General features: G+C 68.5%; 24 protein-coding genes. 10 read left to right on the top strand and 14 right to left on the bottom strand.

Annotated features, from left to right (window positions below):
• Nucleotides 1-94 precede the first annotated feature (94 nt).
• The gene (locus tag IAE24_RS20790; protein ID WP_012204416.1) at nt 95-565 is read left to right on the top strand and encodes an Lrp/AsnC family transcriptional regulator; all 471 of its coding nucleotides are present in this window, start codon (nt 95-97) and stop codon (nt 563-565) included.
• 13 nt (nt 566-578) lie between these two features.
• Here IAE24_RS20790 and IAE24_RS20785 read toward each other — a convergent pair whose 3' ends face one another.
• From IAE24_RS20785 to IAE24_RS20755, 7 genes are all read right to left on the bottom strand, one after another.
• Nucleotides 579-1,499 carry a DUF3014 domain-containing protein gene (locus IAE24_RS20785; RefSeq protein WP_199961872.1) on the bottom strand — a complete coding sequence of 307 codons (921 nt, stop codon included), beginning with the start codon at nt 1,497-1,499 and terminating at the stop codon, nt 579-581.
• Nucleotides 1,500-1,690: 191 nt separating this feature from the next.
• Nucleotides 1,691-2,356 carry an alpha/beta hydrolase gene (locus IAE24_RS20780; RefSeq protein WP_013803384.1) on the bottom strand — a complete coding sequence of 222 codons (666 nt, stop codon included), beginning with the start codon at nt 2,354-2,356 and terminating at the stop codon, nt 1,691-1,693.
• A 95-nt stretch (nt 2,357-2,451) separates the two neighbouring features.
• Nucleotides 2,452-3,390: a DODA-type extradiol aromatic ring-opening family dioxygenase gene (locus IAE24_RS20775; RefSeq protein ID WP_192368898.1), complete on the bottom strand. Its 939-nt coding sequence runs from the start codon at nt 3,388-3,390 to the stop codon at nt 2,452-2,454.
• Nucleotides 3,391-3,472: 82 nt separating this feature from the next.
• Complete coding sequence (arfB, locus tag IAE24_RS20770; protein WP_199961871.1) at nt 3,473-3,883, bottom strand: alternative ribosome rescue aminoacyl-tRNA hydrolase ArfB; 411 nt, start codon at nt 3,881-3,883, stop codon at nt 3,473-3,475.
• Complete coding sequence (locus IAE24_RS20765; RefSeq protein ID WP_199961870.1) at nt 3,876-4,760, bottom strand: alpha/beta fold hydrolase; 885 nt, start codon at nt 4,758-4,760, stop codon at nt 3,876-3,878. The genes arfB and IAE24_RS20765 overlap by 8 nt, the downstream gene beginning before the upstream one ends.
• A complete protein-coding gene (gene aroQ, locus IAE24_RS20760; RefSeq protein WP_012204410.1) occupies nt 4,757-5,200 on the bottom strand; it encodes a type II 3-dehydroquinate dehydratase in 444 nt (147 codons plus the stop codon). The genes IAE24_RS20765 and aroQ overlap by 4 nt, the downstream gene beginning before the upstream one ends.
• A gap of 130 nt (nt 5,201-5,330) precedes the next feature.
• Complete coding sequence (locus tag IAE24_RS20755) at nt 5,331-5,702, bottom strand: hypothetical protein (RefSeq protein ID WP_199961869.1); 372 nt, start codon at nt 5,700-5,702, stop codon at nt 5,331-5,333.
• A gap of 230 nt (nt 5,703-5,932) precedes the next feature.
• Between IAE24_RS20755 and IAE24_RS20750 the strand changes: the two genes are divergently transcribed.
• The 5 genes from IAE24_RS20750 (at nt 5,933) to IAE24_RS20730 (ending at nt 12,458) form a co-directional block, all read left to right on the top strand.
• A complete protein-coding gene (locus IAE24_RS20750; RefSeq protein ID WP_199961868.1) occupies nt 5,933-7,741 on the top strand; it encodes a glutamine--tRNA ligase/YqeY domain fusion protein in 1,809 nt (602 codons plus the stop codon).
• A gap of 129 nt (nt 7,742-7,870) precedes the next feature.
• Nucleotides 7,871-8,587 (top strand): class I SAM-dependent methyltransferase, encoded by a 717-nt coding sequence (locus tag IAE24_RS20745; protein ID WP_199961867.1) that lies wholly within the window; start codon nt 7,871-7,873, stop codon nt 8,585-8,587.
• Between the two features lie 91 nt (nt 8,588-8,678).
• Entirely contained in the window at nt 8,679-8,996 is a 318-nt protein-coding gene (locus IAE24_RS20740) for a DUF2322 family protein (RefSeq protein WP_013803391.1), read from the top strand.
• Between the two features lie 183 nt (nt 8,997-9,179).
• On the top strand, nt 9,180-11,471 hold the full coding sequence (locus tag IAE24_RS20735) for a DUF3300 domain-containing protein (RefSeq protein ID WP_199961866.1): 2,292 nt from the start codon (nt 9,180-9,182) through the stop codon (nt 11,469-11,471).
• Between the two features lie 114 nt (nt 11,472-11,585).
• Nucleotides 11,586-12,458, top strand: a complete 873-nt coding sequence (locus IAE24_RS20730) for a peptidoglycan DD-metalloendopeptidase family protein (protein ID WP_199961865.1) — start codon at nt 11,586-11,588, stop codon at nt 12,456-12,458.
• A 22-nt stretch (nt 12,459-12,480) separates the two neighbouring features.
• Here IAE24_RS20730 and IAE24_RS20725 read toward each other — a convergent pair whose 3' ends face one another.
• Nucleotides 12,481-13,059, bottom strand: coding sequence for a DUF2242 domain-containing protein (locus IAE24_RS20725; RefSeq protein ID WP_013803394.1), 579 nt, complete (start codon nt 13,057-13,059; stop codon nt 12,481-12,483).
• 332 nt (nt 13,060-13,391) lie between these two features.
• On the opposite strand from IAE24_RS20725, the gene IAE24_RS20720 reads away from it, so the two are divergent.
• The gene (locus IAE24_RS20720) at nt 13,392-14,234 is read left to right on the top strand and encodes an META and DUF4377 domain-containing protein (RefSeq protein ID WP_013803395.1); all 843 of its coding nucleotides are present in this window, start codon (nt 13,392-13,394) and stop codon (nt 14,232-14,234) included.
• A 61-nt stretch (nt 14,235-14,295) separates the two neighbouring features.
• Here the strand turns inward: IAE24_RS20720 and cls are convergent, their stop codons facing one another.
• Both cls and IAE24_RS20710 read right to left on the bottom strand, forming a co-directional pair.
• Nucleotides 14,296-15,744, bottom strand: coding sequence for a cardiolipin synthase (gene cls, locus IAE24_RS20715; protein ID WP_199961864.1), 1,449 nt, complete (start codon nt 15,742-15,744; stop codon nt 14,296-14,298).
• A gap of 366 nt (nt 15,745-16,110) precedes the next feature.
• The gene (locus IAE24_RS20710) at nt 16,111-16,458 is read right to left on the bottom strand and encodes a MoaF-related domain-containing protein (protein ID WP_012204400.1); all 348 of its coding nucleotides are present in this window, start codon (nt 16,456-16,458) and stop codon (nt 16,111-16,113) included.
• Between the two features lie 90 nt (nt 16,459-16,548).
• Here IAE24_RS20710 and IAE24_RS20705 point away from each other — a divergent pair, with 90 nt between their 5' ends.
• Nucleotides 16,549-17,922, top strand: a complete 1,374-nt coding sequence (locus tag IAE24_RS20705) for an MFS transporter (protein ID WP_013803397.1) — start codon at nt 16,549-16,551, stop codon at nt 17,920-17,922.
• A gap of 1 nt (nt 17,923) precedes the next feature.
• On the opposite strand, the gene IAE24_RS20700 is transcribed toward IAE24_RS20705, so the two are convergent.
• On the bottom strand, nt 17,924-18,922 hold the full coding sequence (locus tag IAE24_RS20700; protein ID WP_199961863.1) for a diaminopimelate dehydrogenase: 999 nt from the start codon (nt 18,920-18,922) through the stop codon (nt 17,924-17,926).
• Nucleotides 18,923-19,138: 216 nt separating this feature from the next.
• Between IAE24_RS20700 and IAE24_RS20695 the strand changes: the two genes are divergently transcribed.
• On the top strand, nt 19,139-20,008 hold the full coding sequence (locus IAE24_RS20695) for a pseudouridine synthase (protein ID WP_199961862.1): 870 nt from the start codon (nt 19,139-19,141) through the stop codon (nt 20,006-20,008).
• Here IAE24_RS20695 and IAE24_RS20690 read toward each other — a convergent pair.
• Entirely contained in the window at nt 19,948-20,940 is a 993-nt protein-coding gene (locus IAE24_RS20690) for a DHH family phosphoesterase (protein ID WP_043823772.1), read from the bottom strand. The genes IAE24_RS20695 and IAE24_RS20690 overlap by 61 nt on opposite strands.
• Nucleotides 20,941-21,184: 244 nt before the next feature.
• Here IAE24_RS20690 and IAE24_RS20685 point away from each other — a divergent pair, with 244 nt between their 5' ends.
• Nucleotides 21,185-22,381 carry a M20 aminoacylase family protein gene (locus IAE24_RS20685; protein WP_199961861.1) on the top strand — a complete coding sequence of 399 codons (1,197 nt, stop codon included), beginning with the start codon at nt 21,185-21,187 and terminating at the stop codon, nt 22,379-22,381.
• Nucleotides 22,382-22,425: 44 nt separating this feature from the next.
• On the opposite strand, the gene IAE24_RS20680 is transcribed toward IAE24_RS20685, so the two are convergent.
• Nucleotides 22,426-24,717, bottom strand: a complete 2,292-nt coding sequence (locus tag IAE24_RS20680) for a putative bifunctional diguanylate cyclase/phosphodiesterase (RefSeq protein ID WP_199961860.1) — start codon at nt 24,715-24,717, stop codon at nt 22,426-22,428.
• A gap of 136 nt (nt 24,718-24,853) precedes the next feature.
• A complete protein-coding gene (ylqF, locus tag IAE24_RS20675) occupies nt 24,854-25,807 on the bottom strand; it encodes a ribosome biogenesis GTPase YlqF (RefSeq protein ID WP_199961859.1) in 954 nt (317 codons plus the stop codon).
• Nucleotides 25,808-25,959: the final 152 nt, after the last annotated feature.

Below are 25,959 nucleotides of genomic sequence, written 5' to 3'. Positions count from 1 at the left end.
TTAGGACTGGCAGGCCGGCATGAGCAGCCGTTCATGGATAAGGAAAACGCCATATTCCAGCATTTCATGCCGGTATCTACATAAAATCCGGCACATGAAACTGGACACCATCGACTTGCGCATTCTGGCCGAGCTGCAAACGGACGGCTCGCTGTCCAACGTGGAACTGGCGCGGCGCGTGCATCTGTCGCCCTCGCCATGCCTGGCGCGCGTCAAGGCGCTGGAGAAGGCCGGCGTGATCGCGCGCTATGTGGCGCTGGCCAATGCGTCGGCGCTGGGGCTGGGGCTGAATGTGTTCATCAACATCAGCCTCAAGTCGCAGGCCAAGGAATCGCTGGCCGACTTCGAGCGCCGCATTGCCGAGCACGACGAGGTCATGGAGTGCTACCTGATGAGCGGCGACGCCGACTATCTGATCCGCGTGGCGCTGGCCGACATCGGCGCGCTGGAGCGCTTCATCGTGGAGCAGCTCACCCCGATTCCGGGCATAGAGAAGATCCGCTCCAGCTTCACGCTCAAGCAGGTGCGCTACAAGACCGCCCTGCCACTGCCTGCGGCGGGTTGATCCGGACCCCGACTCAGCCCGCAGGCTTGGCCATCTCGCCGGTGGCGATGCGGCGGCGCAGCTCGCCCAGTACGGCCTTGAGGCGGCGCTCGTTGTCCAGGCCCACGCGCACCAGCATCTTCTGGCCGCTGGACAGGGCCTGCAGCTCAGGGTCGGCGTATTCGTAGCGCACCCAGGGCTGGATGGAGGGCACCTCGCCCTCCACCTTGGTCAGCCGCACCTGCACCGGGCCCGCGGGCTCGGGCGCGGCGCGCAGGTGGTCTATGACGGCAATGAGGCGATCGTTGAAATAGCGGCTGGGATAGCCCAGGTCTTCATAGGCGATCTGGAACAGGGGGTACAGCCGGGCATAGAGCTTGACGGCCCCGTCCATGGGAATGGACTCGGCAAAGGCCACGAAGGCCTTGTAGCGTGCGGCGTTGGCGGGGGCGATGGCCTGCGCCTCACCAGCCTCTGCCGCGCCCTCCACCGTGAAACGCTGAGGCGCGGGGTGCACGGGCCAAAGCCGTGCAGGGGCCTGGGAGCGGGTCAGGTTGTCCACGGTGGCCACGGCGCGGCGCACAAAGCCGTCCATCTGCAGAAAGCTGCCTGTCTTGTCACGGCCCAGCAGGCCGTTGAGGGCCTGGGTGACATGGGCGTCGGAGTCCTGCAGCGCGGGCAGGCCGGAGGCGGGTTGCTCCAGCGCATCGACAGGGTTCTGGGGCTCGGTCAGCTCGGGCGCGGGGACGGGTTCAGGTTCAGAGGGCTGGGTGGACTGGGCGGGCGCCTGGGCCACTTCCGGCGGCGCCTCGGGCACGGGGGCGGGACGCCACCAGTACCACCAGGCCGCGCCCCCCAGGGCGGCAGCTGCCAGCACCGCTGCGGCGATGCCGAAGGCCGATGGGCCGGAGGATCTGGCGCGGGGGCGGAAGTCTTGGGGATCGCGTTCTGGCATGGATGGGTCCTTTGGCTTGGGCAGGGGGCTGGCAGCTCAGTTGCCGCAGGACGTGCGACAGCAAAGCACAACCAGGGTTCCCCGGCTTTGCTGACACCGGCCCCTGCCTTGTGTTTATAAGCCGCCGCGCTCTCTGCGCAGGCCATCGTGCGCGCCCGGCAACAACGCGTTACCCGGCTTACGCGGCCGTCTCAGCCCTGCGTGCCCAGATCCTGGAGCCAGGCCATGGCGGCCTGCAGCTCGTCGGGGCGGATCTCATGCATGCTGGGGTACTCGTGGTAGCTCAGTTGCAGCGGCAGGCGCTGCACGTGGCTGCGAATGGCGTGGGCGCTGGTCAGCGGAATGACGTTGTCGTAGGTGCCGTGGCTGACCCAGAGCGACTTGCCGTCAAAGGCCGCGTCAGGCGCCTGGTGCGGCAATGCCTCGGGCAGCAGGCGGCTGTGCCAGCACATGGCGGCGCGCAGCAGCGCGGGCTGGGTCAGCAGCAGGCTGAGCGCCATGATGCCGCCCTGGCTGAAGCCGCCCGCCACGGTTCGCTGGGCAGGGATGTCCAGCCGCGCTCCGGCCTGCTGCACGGTCTGCGCCACCAGGGCGCGGCTGTGCTCTTCCTGCGATGCGTGGATGTGGCGCGTGCCGTTGGCATCCACCGTGAACTGGAACCAGGCATGGGCTGAGGGACCCATGGAAAACGGAGCGCGCAGGCTGAGCACGTGGAACTGCGGCGGCACGAACGATGCGAGGCCGAACAGATCCTGCTCATTGCTGCCAACGCCATGCATGAGCACCAGCAGCCAGGGCTGCTGCCCCGGTGCGGGTTGTGCGGGGCGCTCCAGCGCCACCAGAGGCAGGTCGATCATCACGGACTCCTTGGTTTTTTAGCGATTTCCAGGACCGGGGTGGTCCCGGGCAACGCGCCATTGTGGCGCCTCGCCAAGTCCGCGGCAGCAGGAGGTTATGCCGCCTGCGCGTCCTCGAAGGCCATCGCATCCATGGCCAGGATGGAATACATGACCTCGCGGCTCAGATACCGTGGCCGCGCAGTCGCGCCGGCCGCGCCCAGCGCGAAGTACAGCGGCATGAAGTGCTCCTCGCTGGGATGGGCGCGCCGGGCCGAAGGCGCGCGGGCGCGGTAGTCCAGCAGCGCGGGCAGGTCCTGCGCCTGCAGGCGCGATTCGATCCAGCGGCTGAAATCCTGCACGTAGGGCGAGGAGGCGCTGGAGCCGCCGACGGCATGGTCGTCCTGCAGGCCATCCTGGCTGCGCAGGGCCTGCACGGCGTCGTCCACCCGCACCGTGGCCTCGCCCGTGCCGCCCCGGAATTCGCCCAGGTTGTGCGTCATGCTGCCGGAGCCGACGATGAGCACACCCTCATCGCGCAGCCCCGCCAGGGCCGCGCCCAGCGCATGGGTTTCGGCCGGCCCGGCGGACGCGGGCAGGGACAGCTGCACCACGGGCAGGTCGGCATCCGGCAGCAAATGCATCAGCGGCACCCAGGCGCCGTGGTCGAAGGGCCGCTGCGCGTTGGCGGTGGAGGCAATGCCTGCGGCCTGCAGGCGGTCCATGACTTCCTGCGCCAGCTGGGGCGCGCCGGGGGCCGGGTACTGCAGTTCGTAGAGTGCGGGCGGAAAGCCGCCAAAGTCGTGCCAGGTGGAGGGCGTGGCGCCGGTCATGACTTCCACGCCGTGCGACATCCAGTGCGGCGACATGACGACCACGCCGCGCAGCGGGCCGTGGGCCTGGCGCAGCGCCCTGCCCCATTGCGCGAGCACAGGGCCGGTTTCACCCGGCTCCAGCGCGAACATGGGCGAGCCGTGGGAGACATAGAGCACGGGCAGCCGGGCACCGGCAGCGGAGGAAACCCGGGAAGAGTGGGGAGCGTGGGAGTCTTGCATTCCCTTAATGTAGGGACGCCCGGGCGCCGCGCCAAGCCGCCAGCGGCAGCACACATTGTTGCGCTGGCCGGGTCAATCCGGATCAATCGTCGCGCGGTCGCCCGCGCAGGGCCTTGGTGGCACCGTGCCGGCTCTTGCTTTCCAGGCGGCGCCGCTGCGATCCCAGCGTAGGCCGGGTGGCGCGGCGCAGGATGGGCTCGGGATAGGCGGCGGCCACCAGCACGTTGAGCCGCTGCAGCGCGGCGCGCAGGTTCTGCTCCTGCGTGCGGTATTGCTGGGCCTTGATGACGACCACGCCCTCGTTGGTGATGCGGCCGTCGCGCAGGGCCAGCAGCCGCTGCTGCACGGCCTCGGGCAGACGCGAGGCGCGTACGTCAAAGCGCAGGTGCACGGCGCTGGAGACCTTGTTCACGTTCTGGCCGCCCGCGCCCTGGGCGCGCATGGCGGTCCACTGCACCTCGTGCAGCTCGATGGGCCGCATACGCTCAGTCATCCAGCGCAGCGGTCAATGCCGCCACAAAGGCATCGGGACGCTCATGCATGACCCAGTGGCCCGCGCCAGGCACCAGCGCCAGGCCGCGGAAGTCGCGCGCATGGCGTGCAAAGGCCTGGGCCAGCTCCTGCATCATCGGGCCCGGGTAGAGCGCGTCGTGCTCGCCATAGATGGCCCATACGGGGCCGTCCACGGCCTGCAGGGCACGCGCCAGCACGTCGGTGTGCGATAGGCGGCGGCGCGGAAGGCGGTCACGCTCCACGTTGAGCACATGCAGGGCCAGCGTGCCCTCGTCGATGAGGCTGGCGTCATGCAGCATCAGCGCCTGCAGGTTGTAGCGGTGGGCCACGGCTTGCGCCTCGGGCGTGGCCAGGTGGCGCCAGCCCTTGAGCCGCACGGCCAGGCCCTTGCCCACGCCCATGCCGGGCGCCCCGGCCAGCACCAGGCGCCGGGCCAGCGTGCCGTCGGCGGCGGCCAGCATGCCGGCCGTCATGCCGCCAAAAGAGAAGCCGACCAGATCACACAGCGGGGCGGCGGGCGCGCCGTCATCGGCCAGCAGTTGCCGCAGGCCCTGGCGCAGCGGCTCGACCAGGGTGTCGGCATCCTGGCCGCCCGGCACGCCGTCGGAATCGCCGAAGCCGGGCAGGTCAGGTATCCACAGCTGGCGCCCCTGGGCCAGCAGCGCGTCCATGCAGCGCAGCCAGTGCGTCCAGCTGCCGCTGCCGCCGTGCAGCATGACGATGGGCAGCTCGCCCGCGCGTGCCTCGCCCCAGACATGCCAGACCATGTGCCCGTCTTCGGGCTGCGCGGCAGACAGCGGCGTGGTCAGGCGCCGCGCCTGGGCGCGCAGGCGCTCAATGGCGGCGGGCGTATTCACCACTGGGCCACGGCGTCAATGGCCAGGCCATAGCCGGCCACGCCAAAGCCGCACATCACGGCGCGCGCGGCAGCCGACAGGTAGGAGTGGTGGCGGAAGCTCTCGCGCGCATGCACGTTGCTGATGTGCAGCTCCACCAGCGGCACGCCCGTGCCCTTGACGGCATCCAGCAAGGCCACGCTGGTGTGGGTGTAGGCGGCGGCGTTGAAGATCAGGCCGGCCAGGCGGCCTTCGGCGTGCACACGGCCAGCTTCGTGGACCCAGTCCACCAGTTCGCCTTCGTGGTTGCTCTGGCGGAACTCCAGCCCCAGCCCGTAGCGCGCGCAGGCGGCTTCGCACAGCGCACGCACATCGGCCAGGGTCTGGGAGCCATAGATGGCGGGTTCACGCAGGCCCAGCAGGTTCAGGTTCGGGCCATTGAGGACATAGACGGTTTTCACGGCGGGGACACTCCAGGTTTCCAACGGGCTGGATTATGCGGGCCATCCCCGGCCCGGTCTTGGCGCAGGCACCACGGAAAAAGCCGCCCCAAGGGGCGGCAAGAGTCGGTTCAGCGCGGTTCAGCTCAGATCAACGGCGCCAGTGGCCATGCCCGTGGCCATGGCCATGGCCATGGCGGTACTCGCCACGGTATCCACCCCGGTAGCCGCCGCCATAGCCGTATCCATAGCCGGGAACGACCACGACGGGCGGAGCACGGTAGACGGCGCGCGGCGCGTAGTAGACCGGCGGCGGGGGGGCGTAGTAGATGGGCTGGGGCGGTGCCACATAGACGGGGGCAGGCGCGACATAGACGGGCGGGCCATACATGCCCGGCGAATTCAGGCTAATGGACCAGTGCACATCGCCCCGGGCCTGGGCAGCGCCCGAAGCCATGAGGGCGGCCAGGGCCAGGCCGGCTGCTGCTGCTTTTGCAACCCACGGGGAAGCTGTCGTTGTCATGGTGTCTCTCCTCGAAGTTGGACAGGCGTGGCAGGCATTGCCGCTGGTGCCGCCTTCCCGCACTTTGGCACAGGGGGACGGCATACGCCCTGCATTCTCAACGCGCGAGAGGGGTCTACGGATGGCAGGCTTTTCTACAAGTTTGTTTCCAAATGCCTCAACCCTTGGCTGGCGCGGCTGTCCGAAAGCCGTCCGGAGCGGGTCTGCAGGCGGGCGCCTACAATGCTGCGATGAGCTCTGCTGACGCCTCCCCCATCTCCAAAGATCCGGTCAAACCGAGTAACTTTTTGCGCCAAATCATCGAGGCCGACCTGGCCAACGGTACCCACGCCCAGCGCCGCTGGGGTGGAAGCCCCGGTGATGGCGACCACCACAACCAGGGCCAGGTGGACGTGGCGAAGATCCGCACACGCTTCCCGCCCGAGCCCAACGGCTACCTGCACGTGGGCCACGCCAAGGCCATCTGCCTGAACTTCGGCCTGGCGCGCGACTACGAAGGTGCCTGCCACCTGCGTTTCGACGACACCAATCCCGAGAAGGAAGACCAGGAGTACGTGGACAGCATCATCGATGCCGTCCATTGGCTGGGCTTCGGCTGGAAGGAAGCCGACGGCCACGAGAACCTGTACTTCGCCAGCAACTACTTCGACTTCATGTACCGCGCAGCCGAGTACCTGATCGAGCAGGGCCTGGCCTATGTGGACGAGCAAAGTGCCGACGACATGAAGGCCAACCGCGGCGATTTCTCGCGCCCCGGCGTGGACAGCCCGTTCCGCAGCCGCACGGTGTCCGAGAACCTGGCGCGCTTTCGCGAAATGCGCGACGGCAAGCTGCCCGATGGCGCTGCCGTGCTGCGCGCAAAGATCGACATGGCATCGCCCAACATCAATCTGCGTGATCCCGCCATCTACCGCGTGCGCCATGCCGAGCACCACAACACCGGCAACCAGTGGTGCATCTACCCGATGTACACCTTCGCCCATCCCATCGAGGACGCGCTGGAGCACATCACCCACAGCATCTGCACGCTGGAGTTCGAGGACCAGCGTCCGTTCTACGACTGGCTGCTGGACCATCTGCGCGAAGGCGGCCTGATCGCCGCCCCGCAGCCGCGCCAGTACGAGTTCTCGCGCCTGCACCTGACCTATGTGATCACCAGCAAGCGCAAGCTCAAGCACCTGGTGGACAACGGCATCGTCAGCGGCTGGGACGATCCGCGCATGCCCACCATCGTCGGCCTGCGCCGCCGTGGCTACACGCCCCAGAGCATCCAGGCCTTCTGCGAGCGCATCGGCGTGACCAAGGACTACGCCTGGATCGACTACTCCACGCTGGAAGGCTGCCTGCGCGAGGACCTGGAGAACCAGGCCCATCGCGGCATGGTGGCCCTGGACCCACTGAAGCTGGAGCTGACCAACTGGGCTGAGGTCTTCGGCAGCGCCGAGCACCTGGAAGCCTGCGAGCTGCCTGCCCTGCCCCACGCCGCCGAAGGCCAGCAGGTGCCGGTGCGCCGCTTCACGCTGGGCCGCGAGGTGTGGATCGAGCGCGAGGACTTCGCCGAAGTGCCGCCCAAGGGCTACAAGCGCCTGTTCCCCGGCAACAAGGTGCGCCTGAAGGGCGGCTACGTGATCGAGTGCACGGGCTGCGAGAAGGATGCCGAGGGCAACGTCACCAAGGTGCTGGCCACCGTGGTGCCCGACACCAAGAGCGGCACGCCGGGTGCGGACAGCGTCAAGGTCAAGGCCGCCATCACCTGGGTGGGCGTGGCCGACGGCGTGCAGGCCGAGGTGCGCCTGTACGACCGCCTGTTCACCGACCCGCAGCCCGATGCGGGCGGCAAGGACTTCCTGACGCTGCTCAACCCGGACAGCCTCAAGGTGGTGACCGCCTATGTGGAGCCTTCGCTGGCCAACGCGCAGCCTGACGACAAGTTCCAGTTCGAGCGCTTCGGCTACTTCGTGGCCGACCGCAAGGACCACACACCGGGCAAGCCCGTGTTCAACCGCGCAACGGGTCTCAAGGACTCCTGGGGCAAGTAGGCGCATGGCCCGCTGACGGGCACCTGCACCGCTCCTCCCCGAAGATGGCCCACCATCCTGCTTTGCAGGGGTGGGCCATCGCACATCGGCGCTTTTGCAGGGACCGTGGCCTCAGCACAATGCCAGGCCATGAACCAAGCCTTGCCACAGGCGGCTTCCGCCGCCAAGTTCGACACCTCCCGCACGGCCGAGTACGAAACGCAAAGCCGCATCGCACTGGCCGGCTACGACGCCTGCCACGAACTGGCGGCCTGCCTGCTGGCCGCCAGCCTGGATGCCGGACCGAAGTCCGTGCTGATTGGCGGCGCCGGTGGCACGGGCCAGGAAATCCTGGCCACGGCGCGGCTCAGGCCTCAGTGGAAATTCACGGCTGCCGACCCCTCGGCCCCCATGCTGGACCAGACCATGGACCGCATCGCCGCGGCGGGGCTGTCGACCCAGGTGCAGGCAGCTGCCTGCGCCGTGCAGGACCTGCCGGCCGGCACGGTGTTCGACGCGGCCACGCTGATAGGCGTGCTGCACCACGTCCCTGACGACGCGGACAAACTGCAGCTGCTGCAGGCCCTGTCGGCGCGGCTGGCGCCGGGGGCGCCCTTCATCCTGGCCTGCAATCGCCACCGCTATGACAGCGAGCCGCTGTTCCTTGAAGCCTGGGCCATGCGCTGGCGCATGGCGGGCGTGGACGAGGCCGCTGTCCATGCGAAACTCGGCAAAATCCGGCAGGGCGCGGTTCCACCGGCCTCGGAAGAGGTGGTGGAGCAGATGCTGGCCCAGGCCGGTTTCGTGCAGCCCAAGCGCTTTTTCTCCAGCCTGTTCTGGTGTGCCTGGATTGCCTTCAAGGCCTGACCACTGAACCACTCAGCCACTGAAACACCAGAACGCCCGGCGCCGGTTGACCCGTCCCTTTCTCCCTTTTCCCTTTGATTTTCCTTTCAGCATGAACTTCTCCGCACGCCTTCAGCAACTGCCCACCGTCACCCACCTCGCCGCGCTGCAGCTGGCCGATGCCCAGGGCCAGGTCGTGGCCACCATCGAGAACAAGCCCGGCCAGACCGGCTCGCTGGCCGTGTACCACGCGCTGGCCGCGCTGTACGGCGGCAGCATCACGCCGGCCGCCGCAGAGCTGGGCCTGGAGTGGTATGCCGAGCACACGCAGGACGCCATCGCCTTCCCCGGCAAGCACCCCAACATCGACCGCCTGCTGGCCTGGTCCAAGGGTGCCGAGAGCTACCAGGCCCGCCTGATCGCGGCTTGATCGCGGCCTGAGCGCAGCTTGAGCGCGGCCTGATTCAGCCTGGGTAAACACCGCGTCACAGAAGTTGCGCGCACTGGGGGCATCGGCTGACACGCCGGTGTCAACGCAGCGCGCACTTTGGCGTTCAAATGACATGTGCCTTGCCGCTTCGGCGCGCAAGGCGTTCCTGCCCAGGAGAACGCAATGCTGCAATCAGCCGTGCCCACAGCACGCACCACGGCCCGCTCAACTTCCCACGCTGGTGCCCTGCGCCTGAGCGTGCTGGGCCTGGCCGCCGCCCTGGCGCTGAGCGCCTGCAACGAATCCCAGGACAAGCCCCCGCAGGCCGCCAGCGCGCCGCTGCCGCCTGCCACCGAAAGCGCCCAGCCCGTCGCCACGCCCGTGGCCTATGTGCCGCCTTCGGCCGAGACGCTCTACCAGATGGTGGCGCCCATTGCGCTGTACCCCGACAAGCTCGTGGCCCAGGTGCTGGCCGCCTCCACCTATCCCGACCAGGTCGGCGCCGCCGAGGTGTGGATGGGGCAGAACCCCGGCCTCAAGCCCGAGGAACTGCAAAACGCCGTCAACAGCCAGGACTGGGACCCTTCGGTCAAATCGCTGGCGCAGTTTCCCAATGTGCTGGCGCAGCTGTCATCCAACGTTCCCTGGACCACGGCCCTGGGCAAGGCCTACTACAACGATCCGGCCGATGTGATGAACGCCATCCAGGTGATGCGCCAGCGCGCCTACAAGGCCGGCACGCTCAAGGACTCCAGCCGGCTCAAGGTGGCCGTGGCCACGGCCGATGCCCCGCCCCCCGTGCCCCAGCCCGCACCGCAGGCCGTGGGCGAGCCACTGTCGTCCATGCTGCCCGTGCCGGTGATCGACACGCCGCCGCAATTCATCGAGATCGCACCTGCCCAGCCTGACACCGTCTATGTGCCGCAGTACGACCCGGGCGTGGTCTATGGCGAGCCGGTGCCGATGTACGGCGGATACCGCCCCATCGTGGCGCCGCAACCCGTATACGTGGGCAGTTCGGCCGCGCCCGTGGTGGCGGGGCTGATCGGCTTCGGCGCAGGCGTGATCCTGGCCGAGTCCGTGGACCGCCGCCCCTGGGGCTGGAACTCATGGGGCATGCGCTGGGGCGAGCCCGGCTACCGCTGGCACCGCAACGAACCGCCGCCACCGCCCTCGCGCCGCCCGGCCGTGATCTACAACAACAACACCTACGTCTCGCGCTCGACCACGGTGGTGCAGAACATCCACAACACGCACATCAACAACGTTGGCAACGTCACCCACATCGCGAACAACCCGCACTTCGAGCCGCGACGCCCTGACTTCCCGCAGCAAGGTGGTGATCCTCGCCCGGGCGATCCACGCTCCGGTGACCCACGCTCCGGTGACCCTCGTTCTGGTGACCCACGTTCAGGCGGCATGGCCGCTGCGGCCCTGGCCGGAGCAGCAGGCATGGCCGGCGCCGCCGCAGCAGCGCACTCCGGCATGCCCCAACGCCTGGGCCTGAGGCCGCCGCAGGGCGGCCCGCCCCCGTCCGCCCAAGGCATGGTGCCGCCCGGCGGCGCCCAGGGCTTTGCCCGGCACGATGGCGCCGATCGCGGACGCCCGGGCCTCAGGCCCGATGACCGGCCCCAGGCCTCATTGCAGCCCCGTATGAACCCGGTGCCGGCCTCGCAGCCGGGCCAGTTCGGCAAGTGGCCGCAGTCCCCTCAGTCTGCGCAATCGGCCCCCTCATCCCCATCGGGCACCGCGCAGCGACCCGCGCCAGCACTGCCTGCGGCAGCCATGCAGGGTGACAGGGGCCGCGACTCCCGCGTGCCTTCCTGGTCTTCCGCAGCCACGCAGCAGGGCATGAGGCCACAGGACAGGCAGGACCGCGACCGCTCCATGGCCGATGCAGCGCGCCAGCGCCAGCAGCAACAGCAGCAAATGGAGACGCAGAGCGCCCGCCTTCGCGGCGAGGAACAGGCGCGCCAGCAACAGCAGCGCCAGGCCCAGATGCAGGCCCAGGCGCAGATGCGGGATCAGGCGCGTGACCAGGCTCAGATTCAGGCACAGGCCCAGGCCCGCCAGCAGGCCGAGCGCGATCGCCAGGCCTTGCAACAGCGCTCCCAGGACCAGGCGCGCCAGCAGCAAATGCAGCAGCAGCAGCAGCAGCAGCAGCAACAGCAGCAGGCACGCGCACAGGAGCAGATGCAGGCAAGGATGCAGGCCCAGCAACAGGCCCAGCAGCAGGCGCAAAGACAGGCCCAGATGCAGGAGCGGCAGGCGCAGCAGCAAAGACAGCAGCAGTTCGAGGCTGCCCAGCAGCAACGCATGCAGGCCCAGCAAGCACAGCAGGCCCAGGCACAGGCGCGTGCCCAGCAGCAACAGGCCCGCGCACAGCAGGAGCAACGCCAGCAACAGCAGCGCATGGCCAACGCGGCCCGCCCACAGGAGCGGCGCGGCGGGCGCGACGAGCGCCGGGACCGTTGAGCGGCCCGCAAGCGCGTTTGAATGCCATGGCGTCATGGCGTTGAGGCGTTGGCAAGCTGGCGCGCTGGCATGGCGGACAATGGGGCGCTCGACCACAGCCCCCCCGCTTCCCCCATGCAGATACCGACGACGAATTCCCGCTCCCGCCGACTGTTTGTGCAATCCCTGTGCGCCTCGGGCGCCGGCCTGATGGTCCCGGCCTGGGCCGCTGCGGCCTCCGGGGAATCCCCCTGGCCGCATGACAGCCGCGTGCCCGGTGGCGTGGCTCGCCTGTCGCTGGGGCCATCGGCCCAGCGGCCCCAGGTGCTGGCCGGCGACGTGCCCGTGATGGTGGTAGGCGACATGATCGAATGGACGGCCGTGGTCGGCATTGCGCTGTCGGTGGCGCCCGGCACGCATGGCGTGACGGTGAAGGGCGAAGGCGCACCGCGCACCCTGCCCTACGAAGTGCGCGACAAGAAATACACCGAGCAGCGCCTGAAGGTCTCGCCCAAGACCGTGGACCTGTCACCCGAGGACGATGCCCGCTACCAGCGTGAGCGCGCCCACCAGCAGACCATCATGGCGCTGTTCACCGAGCCGCCTGCACGCCCTGGCGACCTGCGCATGCGCCAGCCCGTTCCGGGCCGCCGCAGCAGCAGCTTCGGCCTGCGCCGCGTGTTCAACGGCCAGCCGCGCAATCCGCACAGCGGCATGGACATCGCGGCAGCCACAGGCACCAACGTCGTCGCGCCGCTGCCGGGCAAGGTGGTGGATGTGGGCGACTATTTCTTCAACGGCGGCACCGTGTGGCTGGACCACGGCGGCGGCCTGCTGAGCATGTACTGCCATCTGAGCAGCGTGCAGTGCAAGCTGGGCGATCAGCTGGACACGGGAGATGCCTTCTGCAAGGTAGGCGCCACAGGCCGTGTCACCGGCCCACACCTGCACTGGGGCGTGATGCTCAACCGCACCATGGTGGACCCGGCGCTGTTTCTGGCGGCGTGAACCGGGCCGGCGCCCGCCGGCGTCAGTGGTTGGCCGAGGGAATGGTGTTCTGCGGCGCCACGGGCGTGGGCACGGCGATGGATTCACGGTCCTGCGCCAGGTAGCGCGACACCAGCTCGAAGAAGCTGTCGTAGAACCCGCTCTTGGCAATCGTCTCGCTGCCCACCTTGACCATGGAGTCGCTGCCCGAGGAGAACGGCAGCGACACCGACCCCAGCGCACCCACGCCCAGGCTGGCCGAGTTGGCGCTCTTCTTCAGGGTATAGCGGTCCTGCAGCGCCGTGACAAAGCCGATGCTGACCTGGCCATCGGCTGTCTCGGGCACGCAGACCACGCGGATGTTCATCTGCAGGTTCAGTTCGGGGTCGGGCTGGAAGCTCTTGCTGCCCTCTATGAGTTCGGCCGTGCGCGCCATGGCGATGTAGCCCTGGCTCAGCAGCGCGCGGCGCGCGGCCTCGCAGGTCTGGGCCGGCGAGGCATCGAACATGCGCGAGAAGGTCTCGGTGGAGCCGAAGCTCTCCTGCACGGGCACATGCTGGGGAATGGTCGAGCCGCAGCCCGCAAGCATTGCAATGATGGCCAAAGCTCCCGCGTAGCGCATGCCACGCACCCTGTTTGCTGCACTCCAACGTCGATACACGAACCTGCTCCTTGCTCCGGCGCCGCAGCCTGCGGATGGCATGGCGGCTGGCCGCCTATTCTCACCTGAGCGCAACGCATCGGCCGGCAACTTTGCAGCAATCCGTTTTTTCCGCCTGCATCAAATAGATGCAAAGGAATGTGAATAGCGCCCCGTTCTGACAGGCGCCGCCGCGCATCTGCGTTATGGTGCCCCGGTTCGGCCAGGGCCGGCGCGGCACATGCCGCGCCAGGGCTGCCACCAGCCCGCCGCGCCTGAGCCTGTCTCCGTACCCATCAACCAAGGAATTCAACATGAAGCCAAGCTGGACCTGGTGCCTGCCCGTGATCGTCACCATGGGGCTCGGCGCCTGCAGCCATATCGACAAGGGTGGCAACGCCGAAGAAGGCGCCAAGACCCAGGCGTCGGCCCCTGCCGGCCCACCCGGTGATGCCCAATCGCTGACCGCCTACCACTGGAATCTTCGCCAGGCCTTCACGCCCCAGGGCACCGAAGACCAGAGCTGGTTCCTGACCGCCGCCTCGCGCAAGCGGCCCCTGCAACTGGAATTCGCCGACCAGCGCCTGGCCGTCAAGAACCTGTGCAACGTGGTGACCACGGGCTACCGCACCGAAGGCAACCGCATCGCCACCCAACGCGCCGCCAGCACGCTGATGGCCTGCGATGACGACCAACTGATGGCGCTGGAGCAAAAGGTGGCCCGCATCCTGCCCACGGCCAAGCAATGGTCCGTGCAACTGGGCGAAGGCAAGCAGCCTGCGCGCCTGACGCTCACCTTCATCGATGGCACGCGCTGGCAGTTCGACGGCTCGCCCACCGCCCAGACCCAGTACGGCAGCGCCGGCGAGCGCATCTTCCTGGAAGTGGCACCCCAGCGCACGGCCTGCAATCACCCGCTGATCAAGGACTTCCAGTGCCTGCGCGTGCGCGAGATCCGCTACGGCGACAACGGCGTGAAGACCTCCACCGGCGAGTGGGAGAACTTCTACAGCGAGATCGAGGGCTACAAGCACGAACCCGGCATCCGCAACGTGCTGCGCATCCAGCGCTACAAGCGCCAGAACGTGCCCGCCGACGCATCGGCCTACGCCTATGTGCTGGACATGGTGGTCGAGAGCGAGCGCGTGGGCCGCTGAGCGCGTCTGCCTCCCAACAGCCCTGAAGGCCTGCATTGCGCAGGCCTTTTTCTTTGCACGCTCACAGCACCGGGCTCAGCATTGCCAGCAGGTTGTTCCAGATGCGGCGGCCCCAGTGCCAGGCGTGGACCTGGGCGGCGGTGATGCGGTCGGACTGGCGGATGTACTCCCCCTGGCGCTGGCGGATGGCGCGGGTCACGGCCTCGTCCTGCAGCAGCACGTTGTTCTCGAAGTTCAGGTCGAAGCTGCGCAGGTCCAGGTTGGTGGAGCCCACGAGGGCCACCTGCCCGTCCACGCACAGGGTCTTGGCATGCAGCAGGCCGGGGCGGAATTCATGGAGGATGACGCCGGCCCGCAGCAGGTAGCGGTAGGTGCTGCGGCTGGCCGCGCCCACGATCCAGGAATCGTTGCGCGCCGGCAGGATGAGCGTGACCTGCACGCCGCGCCAGGCGGCGGCGCACAGGGCCTCCAGCACGGTGGCATCGGGGATGAAATAGGGCGTGGAGATCACCACTTCGCGCCGCGCACTGGCCAGCAGGGTGGACACCAGCTGCGAGGTGGAGCGCGGCCGCTCGGCCGGGACTTCGGCAATGACGACGGCGGCAAAGCCTTCGGCGGGCATGTCGGCCGGCCCTGCTTCGGGTTCGGCGGCCAGGGGCATGGACAGTCCATGGTCTGCGCTGCGCGCCTGCGCCCAGTCGCTGGCAAAGACCTGCTGCATCTGCGCCACCACCGGGCCTTGCAGGCGCAGCATGATATCGACCCAGGGCGCGTAGCGGGCCTTCACGGCGAAGGCCTCGTCCGCGCAGTTCTGGCTGCCGCAGTATGTGATGGCACCATCGATCACGGTGATCTTGCGGTGGTTGCGCAGGTCCAGCCGGCTGGTGAACATCACCCTGAACGGGTGGCTGGCCGGCAGGGCCACGGCCAGTTGCACGCCGGCCTGCGCCATCTGCTGCCAAAGGTCGGAGCGCAGCAGCGCGCGCGAGCCCAGCCCGTCCACCATGGCGCGGCAGACCACGCCACGCCGGGCCGCGCGCACCAGCGCCTGGGCCACGGCCGTTCCCGTGTCATCGGCCAGCCAGATGTAGTAGAGCACGTTGATCTCGTGACGGGCGGCCTCCATGTCGGCCAGCATGCGGGCGCGGGCCTGGGCACCATCGGCCATGAGCTGCGCGGCATGGCCCGGCTGTACGGGGAAGCGGTTGATGGACGCCGCATAGCCAAAGGCCGCCTGCCATTGCGGCGCGATGCCCGCCACCGGCACGCCGCTGCCCGTGACCGGGGCGCCGGGCGCAAAGTCCTGCACCTTGCGGTACCGGGCCCGGCCTCGGCGGCGCAGCGTCACCTCGCCAAACAGGTAGTACAGCGCGCAGCTCGCATAGGGGAGCAGCACGATGACGGTGAGCCAGCCCATGCGCACGTCGGGCCGCACATCGTCGCGCAGCAGGATGCGCAGGCCAAAGCCTGCAATGAGCAGCAGATGCAATGCAAGAAACAGCCAGGTCATGCAGCCAGCATAGCCGGGGGCCCTGCGGACGGGATTGGACGGAAGGGATGTTTCACGGCGGCAAACCTGGATCTGCGCGCGGCCGGCCTCGCCTCAGGCAATGAACCGGAATTCCCTGCACCCGCCAATCCTTGGATTCAACGATAGTGCACACCCACATTCCAGAAGCTTTTCCGCCACATGACGAAAATGACCGCAGCGTGACGGTTATGCCCAGCGACTGTGGGCCTGCCTGTGGACAAGCTTCGGGACAACCCTGCATTGCCGCGCCAGCCATGGGTTTGCCGCAGGCGCTGAAAAAACAGGCAGATCGTGCAGATGCCGCAATGTTTCACGCGGCCGGGCTGCGCCGTGCAGGCGGGCGCCTCAACGGAAGCGGAAACGGCCTTCGACGAACATGGAGGAGCGGTGGCCGCCTTCGCTGGCCGGGTCGGCAAACGACCAGAAGGCCTGCACCGTGCCCTGGGCCGTATCGATGACCTGGCTGACGGTGAAGCCCGTTTTCTCGATCCAGTTGAGGAAGTGCAGGCTGTCGCTGACCTGCAGGTAGCTGAGCCGTTCGCAGCCATCGGATACATGGCCCAGGGAATCGACCACATGCCAGACCATCTGGCCTTGCGGCGTGTACCGCACATCAGCCTTGCTGTCGGGGAAGTCGATGACCGCTTCGCGCCCGATCAAGGTGCCGGCGTATTGCATGGACAACATGGACATGGTGTGTTGCTCCTCTGATGCGGGGTTCTGGCCTGACCCGTGATGGCATATTCTCGCGCCGCGCCGCGGGTGTTTGTGGGAGCAGACCGCATGCCTTCGTCGGCAGCGTGGAGCGGGCACAACGGCCAGCAAGGCGCCGGCATTTCGCAGATACTGCGCGTGCTCCTCCACGGATATCCGATCTTGCCCTCCTCCCCGCTTCCCCCCTCATCGGCCGACAGCCCCGCTGCCGGCCTGCGCAGCAGCGCCTTCGTCCCCTTCGTCATGGCGCGCATGCTGTCCATGTTCGCCCAGCAGATGCAGGCGGTGGTCGTGGCCTGGCAGGTGTATGACCTGACGCGCGACCCCATGTCCCTGGCCTACGTGGGACTGGCCCAGTTCCTGCCCATGCTGGCGCTGCTGATTCCGGCAGGCGACCTCAGCGACCGCATGAGCCGCAAGCGCCTGCTGTCGGGCAGCTGGACCGTGGCTGCCCTGTGCTCCCTGCTGCTGCTGTGGCTGTCCTGGCACGAGGGCGCGGCCGCGCACGATGTGCACTGGATCTATGCCGTGCTGGTGCTGTTCGGCTGCAGCCGCGCCTTCACGGGGCCGGCCCTGCAAAGCCTGCTGCCGCAGATCGTGCCGCGCGAGCAGCTGGCCCAGGCGCTGGCCACCAACAGCATGCTGATGCGCACGGCCGCCATTGCGGCGCCTGTGCTGGGCGGAGTGCTCTACGCCTGGGGCGGCGCCGTGCTGACCTATGCGGTCTGCGGCGTCTCCCTGGTGCTGGCCGTGCTGCTGCTGGGCACGGTGCCCGTGCGCTTTGCCGGGGCCATGGCGCCGGCGGGCGGCTCGCTGTGGCAGCGCTTTGGCGAAGGCATCCATTTCATCCGCACGCGCCCCATCATCCTGGGCACGATTTCGCTGGACCTGTTCGCCGTGCTGCTGGGCGGCGTGGTGGCCCTGCTGCCCGTGTATGCGCACGAGGTGCTCAAGGTCGGCCCCGAAGGCCTGGGCCTGCTGCGCTCGTCCATGACCGTGGGCGAGGTGGCCATGGGCCTGTGGCTGTCGGCCCGTCCCATCCAGCGCCATGTGGGCCGCGTGATGTTCGCCGCCGTGGCCATCTTCGGCGTGGCCAACCTGGTGTTTGCGCTGTCGCACTGGTTCTGGCTGTCCATGGCCGCCCTGATGCTGGCCGGCGCGGCCGACATGGTGAGCGTGTACATCCGCTCGGCCCTGGTGCAGTTTTCCACGCCCGACTCCATGCGCGGGCGCGTGAACGCAGTGAACATGCTGTTCATCGGTTCGTCCAACGAACTGGGCGAATTCCGCGCCGGCACCAGCGCCGCCTGGCTGGGCGCCGTGCCGGCTGCCGTGGTAGGCAGCCTGTGCACGCTGGGCGTGGTCGGCAGCTGGATGACCCTGTTCAAGCCGCTGCGCGATGTGGACCGGCTGGAAGACGCGGCCCGCGTGGGCCAGGGCTAGGCTAGAGAAGTGCGGCGCGCAGTTCGGCCGCACTCCTGGGCGACAGCAGGCCGGGCGCCACGTCAAACACGGTCTTGCAGCCTGTCTGCCCCGACTGCTGCAGCCTGTGCACGGCGCGCGCATAGGCCACGAGCACGCTGGCCGTGAATTCGGGATTGCTGTCCAGCTGCAGGCGGTATTCGATGGAGTGGTGCAGCCCCTGCGAGCTGCGGCCGCTGCGGATGACGAATCCGCCATGCGGCATGGCCGCATGGTCACGGGCAAGTTCCTCGGCGCTGATGAAATGCACCGTGGTGTCGTATTCGTCAAAGTAATGCGGCATGCCGACGATGGCCTGGCGCACGCCATCGGCATCGGCCCCCTGCTCCAGCACCACAAAGCACTCGCGCCGGTGGCGCTCGCGCGCAGACAGTTCGGGCCGCACGCCGCTGCGCACGCGCTGCACGGCCTCGTCCACGGGAATGGTGTACTGCACGCCCCCGGCCACGCCGGGAATGCGGCGGATGGCGTCCGAGTGCCCCTGGCTCAGGCCCTTGCCCCAGAAGGTGTAGGTGGCGCCATCGGGCAGCAGGGCCTCGCCCATGAGGCGTTGCAGGGAGAACATGCCCGGGTCCCATCCCGCCGAGATCAGCGCCGTGGTGCCGGCTGCGCGGGCGGCGGCATCCACCCGGTCGAAATGCTCGGGAATGCGCGCATGGGTGTCGAAGCTGTCCACCAGGCTGAAATGCGCGGCCAGCGCGGGCGACTGCTGCGGCAGGTCGTCCTTGGAGCCGCCGCACAGCACCAGCACGTCGATGCCGGCGCGATGGGCCAGCAGGCTGTCCAAGCCGTGCACGGGCGTGCCGGGCTGCAGCGGACACAGCCGGGCCGGATCACGGCGGGTGTAGATGCCGGCCAGCGCCATGTCGGGGTTGCGGGCAATGGCCGCCTCCACGCCACGGCCCAGGTTGCCGTGGCCGACGATGGCGATGCGGATGGGAGCGGTGCTGCGATGGTCCATGCGGTGTGGTGTGGTGTGGTGTGGTGCGTTTGAGAGGGGTTCAGAAACTCCGGTTCACGCTGCGGCGCAGAACCAGGCGCGATCTTGCATCGCCATCACGCCGCCAGTCGTGCAATGGCAGGCAGCACTGCGTTGCCCTGCACGGGGGTAGTGCGCAGTGGAAGTGCACGGGGGTCTGCATGGCGGTGGGCGGACAGCGCCTACACTCACGCCCTCATGTTCCAGCCTTCATCCATCCCCTCCCTGGCCCAGCCGCCAGAGCCCGACGACGCGCCGCTGCACATCCTCTGGCGCGACGAGCATCTGGTGGCGGTCTACAAGCCCGCAGGCTGGCTGGTGCACCGCACGGGACTGGACGCGCACGAGACGCGCTTTGTGCTGCAGACCCTGCGCGACCAATTGGGCTGCCATGTGTACCCCGCGCACCGGCTGGACAAGGGCACCTGCGGCGTGCTGGTCATGGCCTTGCATTCACAGGCCGCCCAGCGGCTGGGCCAGGCCTTTGCCGGGCAGGAAGTGCGCAAGCAATACCTGGCGCTGGTGCGGGGCTGGCTGCCGGATGCGGTGGAGGTGGACCACGCGCTCAGGCCCGACGATGCGCCCGAGGACGCGCCGGCCCAGCCCGCACAGACTTCGCTGCGCTGCCTGGCGCGCCTGGAGTGGCCCGAGGCCTTTGACCCGCGCCACGCGGCCACACGGATTTCACTGGTCGAGGCCCTGCCCGCCACGGGCCGACGCCACCAGATACGCCGCCATCTCAAGCATGTGGCCCATCCCATCATTGGCGACGCCACCCATGGCAAGGGGCCGCTGAACCGCTGGTGGGCCGAGCGGCTGGGCCTGCAGCGGCTGTGGCTGCACGCCCATGCGCTGGAGCTGGCGCACCCGATGACGGGCGAGCCGCTGCGCTTCGAGGCCGACTGGCGGCAACTGGGCCATGTGGCCGATGTGCAGCACTGGCGCGCGCTGTGCGCCCTGCCCGGCTGGCAGGCCTGTGCGGGCCTGCCGGCGACGGCCCGGCCGGATCAGACAGCTTCGGCAGGCGCGCCCGTTTCAGGCTGCTCCATCAGCGGCGCTGCCACGTAGGCGTAGTCGGCCGAGGCATCGGCCTTGAGCACGCCAGACAGCAGCTCCACCAGGCGCTCGTTGCCCATCTTGAAGCCGCAGGCCTGGGCATGGCCACCGCCGCCAAAGCTCTCGGCCAGCGGTATGCAGTTGAACTCCGAGCGCGAGCGCAGGCCGATCTTCACGCCCTTGGTGCTGGCATGCCACATCAGCGCGAAGCTGCCGCTCTGGCGTGCCAGCAGGTCGCCGACCTGGCTGTGGAACATGCCGGGGCAGTTGACCATCAGCCCTTGCATGCCGTTGAAGACCAGGGGCTGGGCCGCCTCGGAAATGTCGGCGCACAGCTTCTGGAATTTTTCGTCCATGGCGCCGCCGCGCGCCATGAAGGCGGCTTCCTGCTCGGGCGTGAAGGCCGCGATCTCGGCCCAGCGCTCGAAGCTGCGCGGCTCCATGTCCAGCGCCGCGAGAAAGCCCGCGCTCTCGGCGAATTCCCACTTCCAGATGTCGCGGTCCTCGATGAAGCGGATCAGGCCGGGCACGGGCTTGTCGGCCTGGAAGAACTCCCAGGCCAGGCGCGCGCCGGACTTGTTCATGTCGAAGTGCACGACGCCGCAGCGGCACTGGTAGCCGCTCAGCTTTTCGGCAGCGCTCTTGTGGTGGTCCAGCACCACGAGCTTGGAAACGCGCGACTCGATCTCGGCCATGAGCTCGGGCTCGAAGGCGAAGTCCAGCACGTAGACGGCGCGGCCGGCCAGCTCGCCCAGGTCGTCGGCCTTCTGGATCTCGCCATGGTCCAGGCCCCGGAATTCAGCCTGCCCGCCGTAGTACAGCCAGGCCGCCAGCGCCGCGCCGTAGCCGTCCGGGCAGCGGCGGCCGTGGTAGAGGATCAGGGGCTGGGGATCGTCATGCTCGGGACGCACGAACAATTGCAGGGGCAGGATGGTGTTTTTCATGATGGGGGCGATTGTCGGTCCTGGCGCCATTCCCCTGCACTTGCTCCAGCGCCCGGGCACCCTGGGCAGCCGGGCATTGCGCGGGCTGCTCGCAAGGAACATAGCGCAAAGCCTGGGCAGGACAAGGCCTATCGCCCCGGCAGGCGCCGCAGGCAAACCCCAGGACCTATCATGTCCGCCTTGTCATTGAATTGCTGCGACCGCCTGCGGACCCGCTGGGCGTGCAGGCCGCCGCGGCCCCTGTATGCGATCCACACCCGACATCACCCCCCATCTCGGCTCCCTGCTGAAGTTCCGCCACGACCTGCATGCCAACCCCGAGTTGCGCTACGAGGAGCACCGCACCGGCGACAAGGTGGCGGCCTACCTGATGGCGCTGGGACTGCAGGTGCATCGCGGGCTGGGCAGGACCGGCGTGGTGGCAAGCATCCACGGCCGGGGGCGCAGCGCCGCCAACCCGGGCCGCAGCATCGGCATACGGGCCGACATGGATGCGCTGCCGGTGACGGAGCTCAACGCCTTCGGCCACGCCAGCCAGAACCCGGGCTGCATGCATGCCTGCGGCCACGACGGCCACACGACCATGCTGCTGGGCGCGGCCACGCTGCTGGCGCAGCAGCCGGATTTCGATGGATCGGTGCACCTGATCTTCCAGCCCGCCGAGGAAGGCGGCGCAGGCGCCAAGGCCATGATGGAGGACGGCCTGTTCGACCGCTTCCCCTGCGAGGCCGTGTTCGCGCTGCACAACTGGCCTGCCCTGCCCGCCGGCGAGATGGCGGTGCGCGTGGGGCCCATCATGGCCTCCACGCTGCGCTTCGAGATCCGCGTGCACGGCAAGGGCGGCCACGCTGCCATGCCCCACACCACGCTGGACCCGATTCCCGTGGCCTGCGCCATCGTCGGCCAGTTGCAGACCCTGGTGTCGCGCAGCACCGATCCGCTGGACAGCGCCGTGCTCACCGTGGGCAAGATCACCAGCGGCACAGTGGAGAACATCATTCCCGACGAGGCCAGCATCTTCGGCACGGTGCGCGCCCTCAGGACCGAGACGCAGCAGATGTTCATCGAAGGCATGCAGCGCATCAGCGAGCATGTGGCAGCTGCCCATCTGTGCCGCGCCGAGTTCATTCTCAAGCCCGGCTATCCCAACACCACCAACCACGCGCCCGAGGCCCGCTTCATGGCCGAGGTGATGCGCGAGGCGGTGGGCGAGGACCGCACCCACGCCGACATCCTGCCGGCCATGACGGCCGAGGACTTCGGCTTCATGCTGGAGGCCGTGCCCGGCGCCTATGGCTGGATAGGCAACGGCCCCGCCACGGGCGAGCCCGGCGTGGGCCTGCACAACCCCGGCTACGACTTCAACGACGACAACCTGGGGCGCGGCGCACGTTTCTGGGACCTGCTGGCGCGCCGCTGGCTGGAACAGTCCAGGACCTGAACGCCGTCACACGCAGGCCCTTGCGCTGGCCCTCACGCCGGCTTTCACACGCCGGCAGGCGCCCCCAGCTGCAGATCCACCCACTCGACCGCCGGCAGGGGCCGGCCGTAGTGGTAGCCCTGGAACAGCACGTCCTGATTCCAGGCCCGCAGCGTGCCGGCCTGCTCTTCGGTCTCCACTCCTTCGGCCACCACGCGCAGGCGCAGGCGTCTGGCCAGGAGCAGGATGGCCTCGACCATGGCGGCATTGCCCGGCGAGGTATGGCAGTCCTGCACAAAGGACTTGTCGATCTTGAGTTCACGGAACGGCAGCCGCTGCAGATAGGCCAGCGATGAATAGCCGGTGCCGAAGTCGTCCAGCCCCATCTCCACGCCCAGCAGCTGCAGCTCGGCCATGCGCTCGCGCGCCTCTTCCACATCGCGCATGACCACGCTTTCGGTGACCTCCAGCGTGAGGCGGCGCGGGTCGGCCCCGGTTGCGGCCAGGGTGCGCTTGAGCTTGTCCACCACGTCGGGCTGGCGGAACTGTCGCCAGCTGACGTTGACCGACAGCCGCCAGCCCTGCTGCACGAACTCGGGCCGCACCAGCATGCGGCAGGCCTGCTCCAGCATCCAGTCGCCCAGTTGCACGATCAGGTCAGATTCCTCGGCCACGGGAATGAAATCACCGGGCTCGACCATGCCCAGGCGCGGATGGTTCCAGCGCACCAGCACCTCCGCGCCCACACAGCGCCCCATGTGGTCCACCTGGGACTGCAGATAGGGCTGCAGCTCGCCGGCAGGAATGGCGCGGCGCAAGTCCTTTTCGATGCGAAAGCGCTTGCCCACGGCCTCGGCCATGTCGGGCTGGAAGATGACGACCTGGCCCAGCCCGGCCTGCTTGGCCTGGTGCAGGGCCACGCCCGCGCGGCGCAGCACATCGTGGCCACCGCTGTCGGTGCGCGAGGCGGCAAAGCTGGCCGCGCCAATGCTGCAGCTGGCCTGCACTTCCTCGCCGGTTTCCTCCAGCCACAGCGGCCGCTCCAGCGCGTCCTGCAGCACCTGGGCCAGGGCGCGCATGTGCTGATCGACCTCGGCCGCCTCCTGGCCGGCCTTCTCCAGCAGCACGGCGAATTCATCGGCGCCCATGCGGGCCAGCAGCACGCCGTCGGGCAGGGCATCGGCCAGGCGCAGCGCCAGCGCGCCCAGCAGCGCATCGCCACGCACCGTGCCGCGCACATCGTTGAAGGCCGTGAAGCGGTCCATGTCCAGCAGCAGCAGGCCGTGGCGCGGCTCGCCGCCCTTGCCGCCCTCGCGGAATTCACGCGCCAGCGCACGCAGGCGCTGGGTCAGCGACAGGCGGTTGGGCAGGCCGGTGAGCGCGTCGAAATGCGCCAGTGCATGGATCTGGCGTTCTGCGCGCATGCGCTCGGACAGGTCCTGCTTGAGCTCCACATAGTTGACGATGCTGCCGTCCGAGGCGCGTATGGGCGCCACCAGCACGGCCTCGGGCAGGTCCTCGCCCTGGCGCGTGCGGTTGGTCATCTGGCCGCGCCACAGCGCGCCCCGGCCCAGCTGGTGCAAGGCCTCTTCCCAGGCCGGCGCGTCCAGGCCCATGGTGGAGTAGCGGTGCGTGGGCTGGCCCAGGACCTCGTTGCGCGCAAAGCCGGTGCGCTGCAAAAAGGCCTCGTTCACGTAGACGATGTTCTGGTGCACGTCGGTGATGACGATGCTTTCGGGGTTCTGCTCCACGGCGCGGTAGAACTTGCGCAGATCGTCCTGGTGCTGCTCCAGCGAGCCCAGCGTGTCCTGCAGTTCCTGGGCACGGCGGATCAGGCTGCGCCTTGCCATCAGCGTGACCGTGCCCGTCAGCCCCAGCATGCCCACGAAGTACAGCATGGAGAACACGGGCGAGGTCTCGCGCTGGCCTATCCAGTCAACGCCCTCGCGGCCCGCCACCCAGAACGCGGCCATGGCCAGCACGGACAGCACCAGCATGGCCAGCGTGGTGCGCACGCCCAGCACCCAGGCGCACATGACGAGCAAGGCCGGAAAGGCCAGCACCGAGCTGCTTTGCACGCCGCCCGTGGCAGCCACCACGGTCACGGCTGCCACCCAGGTGCCCCAGACCAGAAGATTGGAGGCCAGCTTCCAGTGCCGGCGCCAGCCCAGCAGCACGGCGCCGAAGCTCACGCCGGCGGCAACCAGGTTCAGCCGCACGCTGGGCCAGGGAACGGGGTCCTGCGTCAGAAGCGCCATGGCCAGGAGCACGGTGAGGCTGGTGATCCATAGGCTGCCGACCAGAACGACCCGGCGCAGGGACAAATGGATTTCCGCCTCGACTCGATGACGCCGCATGAAAAAGCCCCAACAGAGAAAGAACACTCAACATGCTAGCGGTCGGCGCCGCCTGCGGCTGTGGTGGTTGTGCCACCGCCCCGGTCGGACGCCCTCTTGCACCAAACGGGGTATGCCGGCGCCGGCCGGCGGTGCCTCAGGGCGCGCTTTTGCGCTCGCGCGGGGGGCGCTTGCGCGCCTTGCTGGCGTCCTTGCGGGCCTGGCGCTCGGCATCGCGTTCCTGGCCCACGGCCAGCCACTGCGCGTATTCGCCGGGCGTCTCCAGCGTGATGCGGCCCAGGATTGCTCCGCGGAAATCCGTGAGCACCAGCTCGGCAGCTTTTTGCAGATTGACACGTCCGCCGCTCATCATGGCGCCGCGGCGCCGGCCGATGGCGTCCAGCAGCTCGTCGTCGTGCAGGGCGGCAATGCGTTCGTTGTCCAGGCCCAGCTTGTAGCGCGCCTCCAGCAGGTCCGCGTAGTTCTTCTGCAGATAGCCCAGCAGCTCCAGCGCCACCAGTTCCTCGTCATAGGCGTTGCGGCCCACGGCGCCGCTGGCGGCCAGGTTGTAGCCGCTTTGCTCGACGATGATGCGCGGCCACAGCATGCCGGGCGTGTCCCAGAGGTAGAAGTCGTCGGCCAGCACGATGCGCTGCTCCAGCTTGGTGATGCCGGCCTCGTCCCCCGTCTTGGCCTGCCGCTTGCCGCTCATGGAGTTGATCAGCGTGGACTTGCCCACGTTGGGAATGCCGCAGATCAGCACGCGCATGGGCTTGGCCATGCCGCCACGGTTGGGGGCCAGCAGCTTGCAGGCCTCGATCAGCCGGCGCGTGGGTGCGGGCTCGGAAGCGTCCAGCGCAATGGCGCGCGTGTCGCTCTGGGCGTTGTACCAGTCCAGCCACAGCGGCGTGCGCGCGGCATCGGCCAGGTCCTGCTTGTTGAGCACCTGCAGGCGCGGCTTGTGGCCCGTCAGCTCCTGCAGCAGCGGGTTGCTGCTTGACCCCGGCAGGCGCGCATCCAGCACTTCGATGACCACATCGATTTCCTTGACGCGCTCGGTGATCACCTTGCGCGTGAGATTCATGTGACCGGGGAACCACTGTATGGCCATGGGATTACTTTCTGGGAAACGGGGGAACTGGCAGGGGCGCAAGGATAATTCATGGCTTGCGCAGACAGGCTGGAACAGCGCGCTGCGCCCCAGCGCAAACCGCAGGCTTCATTCTTTCTTGCGCAAGCCGCAATTGTCCCCCGCTTTTACGC

It is taken from the genome of Delftia sp. S65 (assembly GCF_016516495.1).
Classification (GTDB): Bacteria; Pseudomonadota; Gammaproteobacteria; order Burkholderiales; family Burkholderiaceae_C; genus Comamonas; species Comamonas acidovorans.
The sequence above is the reverse complement of the archived record's forward strand: the minus strand, read 5'-3'. Positions and strand labels throughout refer to the sequence as shown.

What these genes read in the sequence shown, in the direction of transcription:
- IAE24_RS20790 (WP_012204416.1), top strand. Translation starts at nt 95, where the DNA reads ATGAAACTGGACACCATCGACTTGCGCATTCTGGCCGAGCTGCAAACG.
- IAE24_RS20785 (WP_199961872.1), bottom strand. Translation starts at nt 1,499, where the DNA reads ATGCCAGAACGCGATCCCCAAGACTTCCGCCCCCGCGCCAGATCCTCC.
- IAE24_RS20780 (WP_013803384.1), bottom strand. Translation starts at nt 2,356, where the DNA reads ATGATCGACCTGCCTCTGGTGGCGCTGGAGCGCCCCGCACAACCCGCA.
- IAE24_RS20775 (WP_192368898.1), bottom strand. Translation starts at nt 3,390, where the DNA reads ATGCAAGACTCCCACGCTCCCCACTCTTCCCGGGTTTCCTCCGCTGCC.
- arfB (WP_199961871.1), bottom strand. Translation starts at nt 3,883, where the DNA reads ATGACTGAGCGTATGCGGCCCATCGAGCTGCACGAGGTGCAGTGGACC.
- IAE24_RS20755 (WP_199961869.1), bottom strand. Translation starts at nt 5,702, where the DNA reads ATGACAACGACAGCTTCCCCGTGGGTTGCAAAAGCAGCAGCAGCCGGC.
- IAE24_RS20750 (WP_199961868.1), top strand. Translation starts at nt 5,933, where the DNA reads ATGAGCTCTGCTGACGCCTCCCCCATCTCCAAAGATCCGGTCAAACCG.
- IAE24_RS20745 (WP_199961867.1), top strand. Translation starts at nt 7,871, where the DNA reads ATGAACCAAGCCTTGCCACAGGCGGCTTCCGCCGCCAAGTTCGACACC.
- IAE24_RS20740 (WP_013803391.1), top strand. Translation starts at nt 8,679, where the DNA reads ATGAACTTCTCCGCACGCCTTCAGCAACTGCCCACCGTCACCCACCTC.
- IAE24_RS20735 (WP_199961866.1), top strand. Translation starts at nt 9,180, where the DNA reads ATGCTGCAATCAGCCGTGCCCACAGCACGCACCACGGCCCGCTCAACT.
- IAE24_RS20730 (WP_199961865.1), top strand. Translation starts at nt 11,586, where the DNA reads ATGCAGATACCGACGACGAATTCCCGCTCCCGCCGACTGTTTGTGCAA.
- IAE24_RS20725 (WP_013803394.1), bottom strand. Translation starts at nt 13,059, where the DNA reads ATGCGCTACGCGGGAGCTTTGGCCATCATTGCAATGCTTGCGGGCTGC.
- IAE24_RS20720 (WP_013803395.1), top strand. Translation starts at nt 13,392, where the DNA reads ATGAAGCCAAGCTGGACCTGGTGCCTGCCCGTGATCGTCACCATGGGG.
- cls (WP_199961864.1), bottom strand. Translation starts at nt 15,744, where the DNA reads ATGACCTGGCTGTTTCTTGCATTGCATCTGCTGCTCATTGCAGGCTTT.
- IAE24_RS20710 (WP_012204400.1), bottom strand. Translation starts at nt 16,458, where the DNA reads ATGTCCATGTTGTCCATGCAATACGCCGGCACCTTGATCGGGCGCGAA.
- IAE24_RS20705 (WP_013803397.1), top strand. Translation starts at nt 16,549, where the DNA reads ATGCCTTCGTCGGCAGCGTGGAGCGGGCACAACGGCCAGCAAGGCGCC.
- IAE24_RS20700 (WP_199961863.1), bottom strand. Translation starts at nt 18,922, where the DNA reads ATGGACCATCGCAGCACCGCTCCCATCCGCATCGCCATCGTCGGCCAC.
- IAE24_RS20695 (WP_199961862.1), top strand. Translation starts at nt 19,139, where the DNA reads ATGTTCCAGCCTTCATCCATCCCCTCCCTGGCCCAGCCGCCAGAGCCC.
- IAE24_RS20690 (WP_043823772.1), bottom strand. Translation starts at nt 20,940, where the DNA reads ATGAAAAACACCATCCTGCCCCTGCAATTGTTCGTGCGTCCCGAGCAT.
- IAE24_RS20685 (WP_199961861.1), top strand. Translation starts at nt 21,185, where the DNA reads ATGCGATCCACACCCGACATCACCCCCCATCTCGGCTCCCTGCTGAAG.
- IAE24_RS20680 (WP_199961860.1), bottom strand. Translation starts at nt 24,717, where the DNA reads ATGCGGCGTCATCGAGTCGAGGCGGAAATCCATTTGTCCCTGCGCCGG.
- ylqF (WP_199961859.1), bottom strand. Translation starts at nt 25,807, where the DNA reads ATGGCCATACAGTGGTTCCCCGGTCACATGAATCTCACGCGCAAGGTG.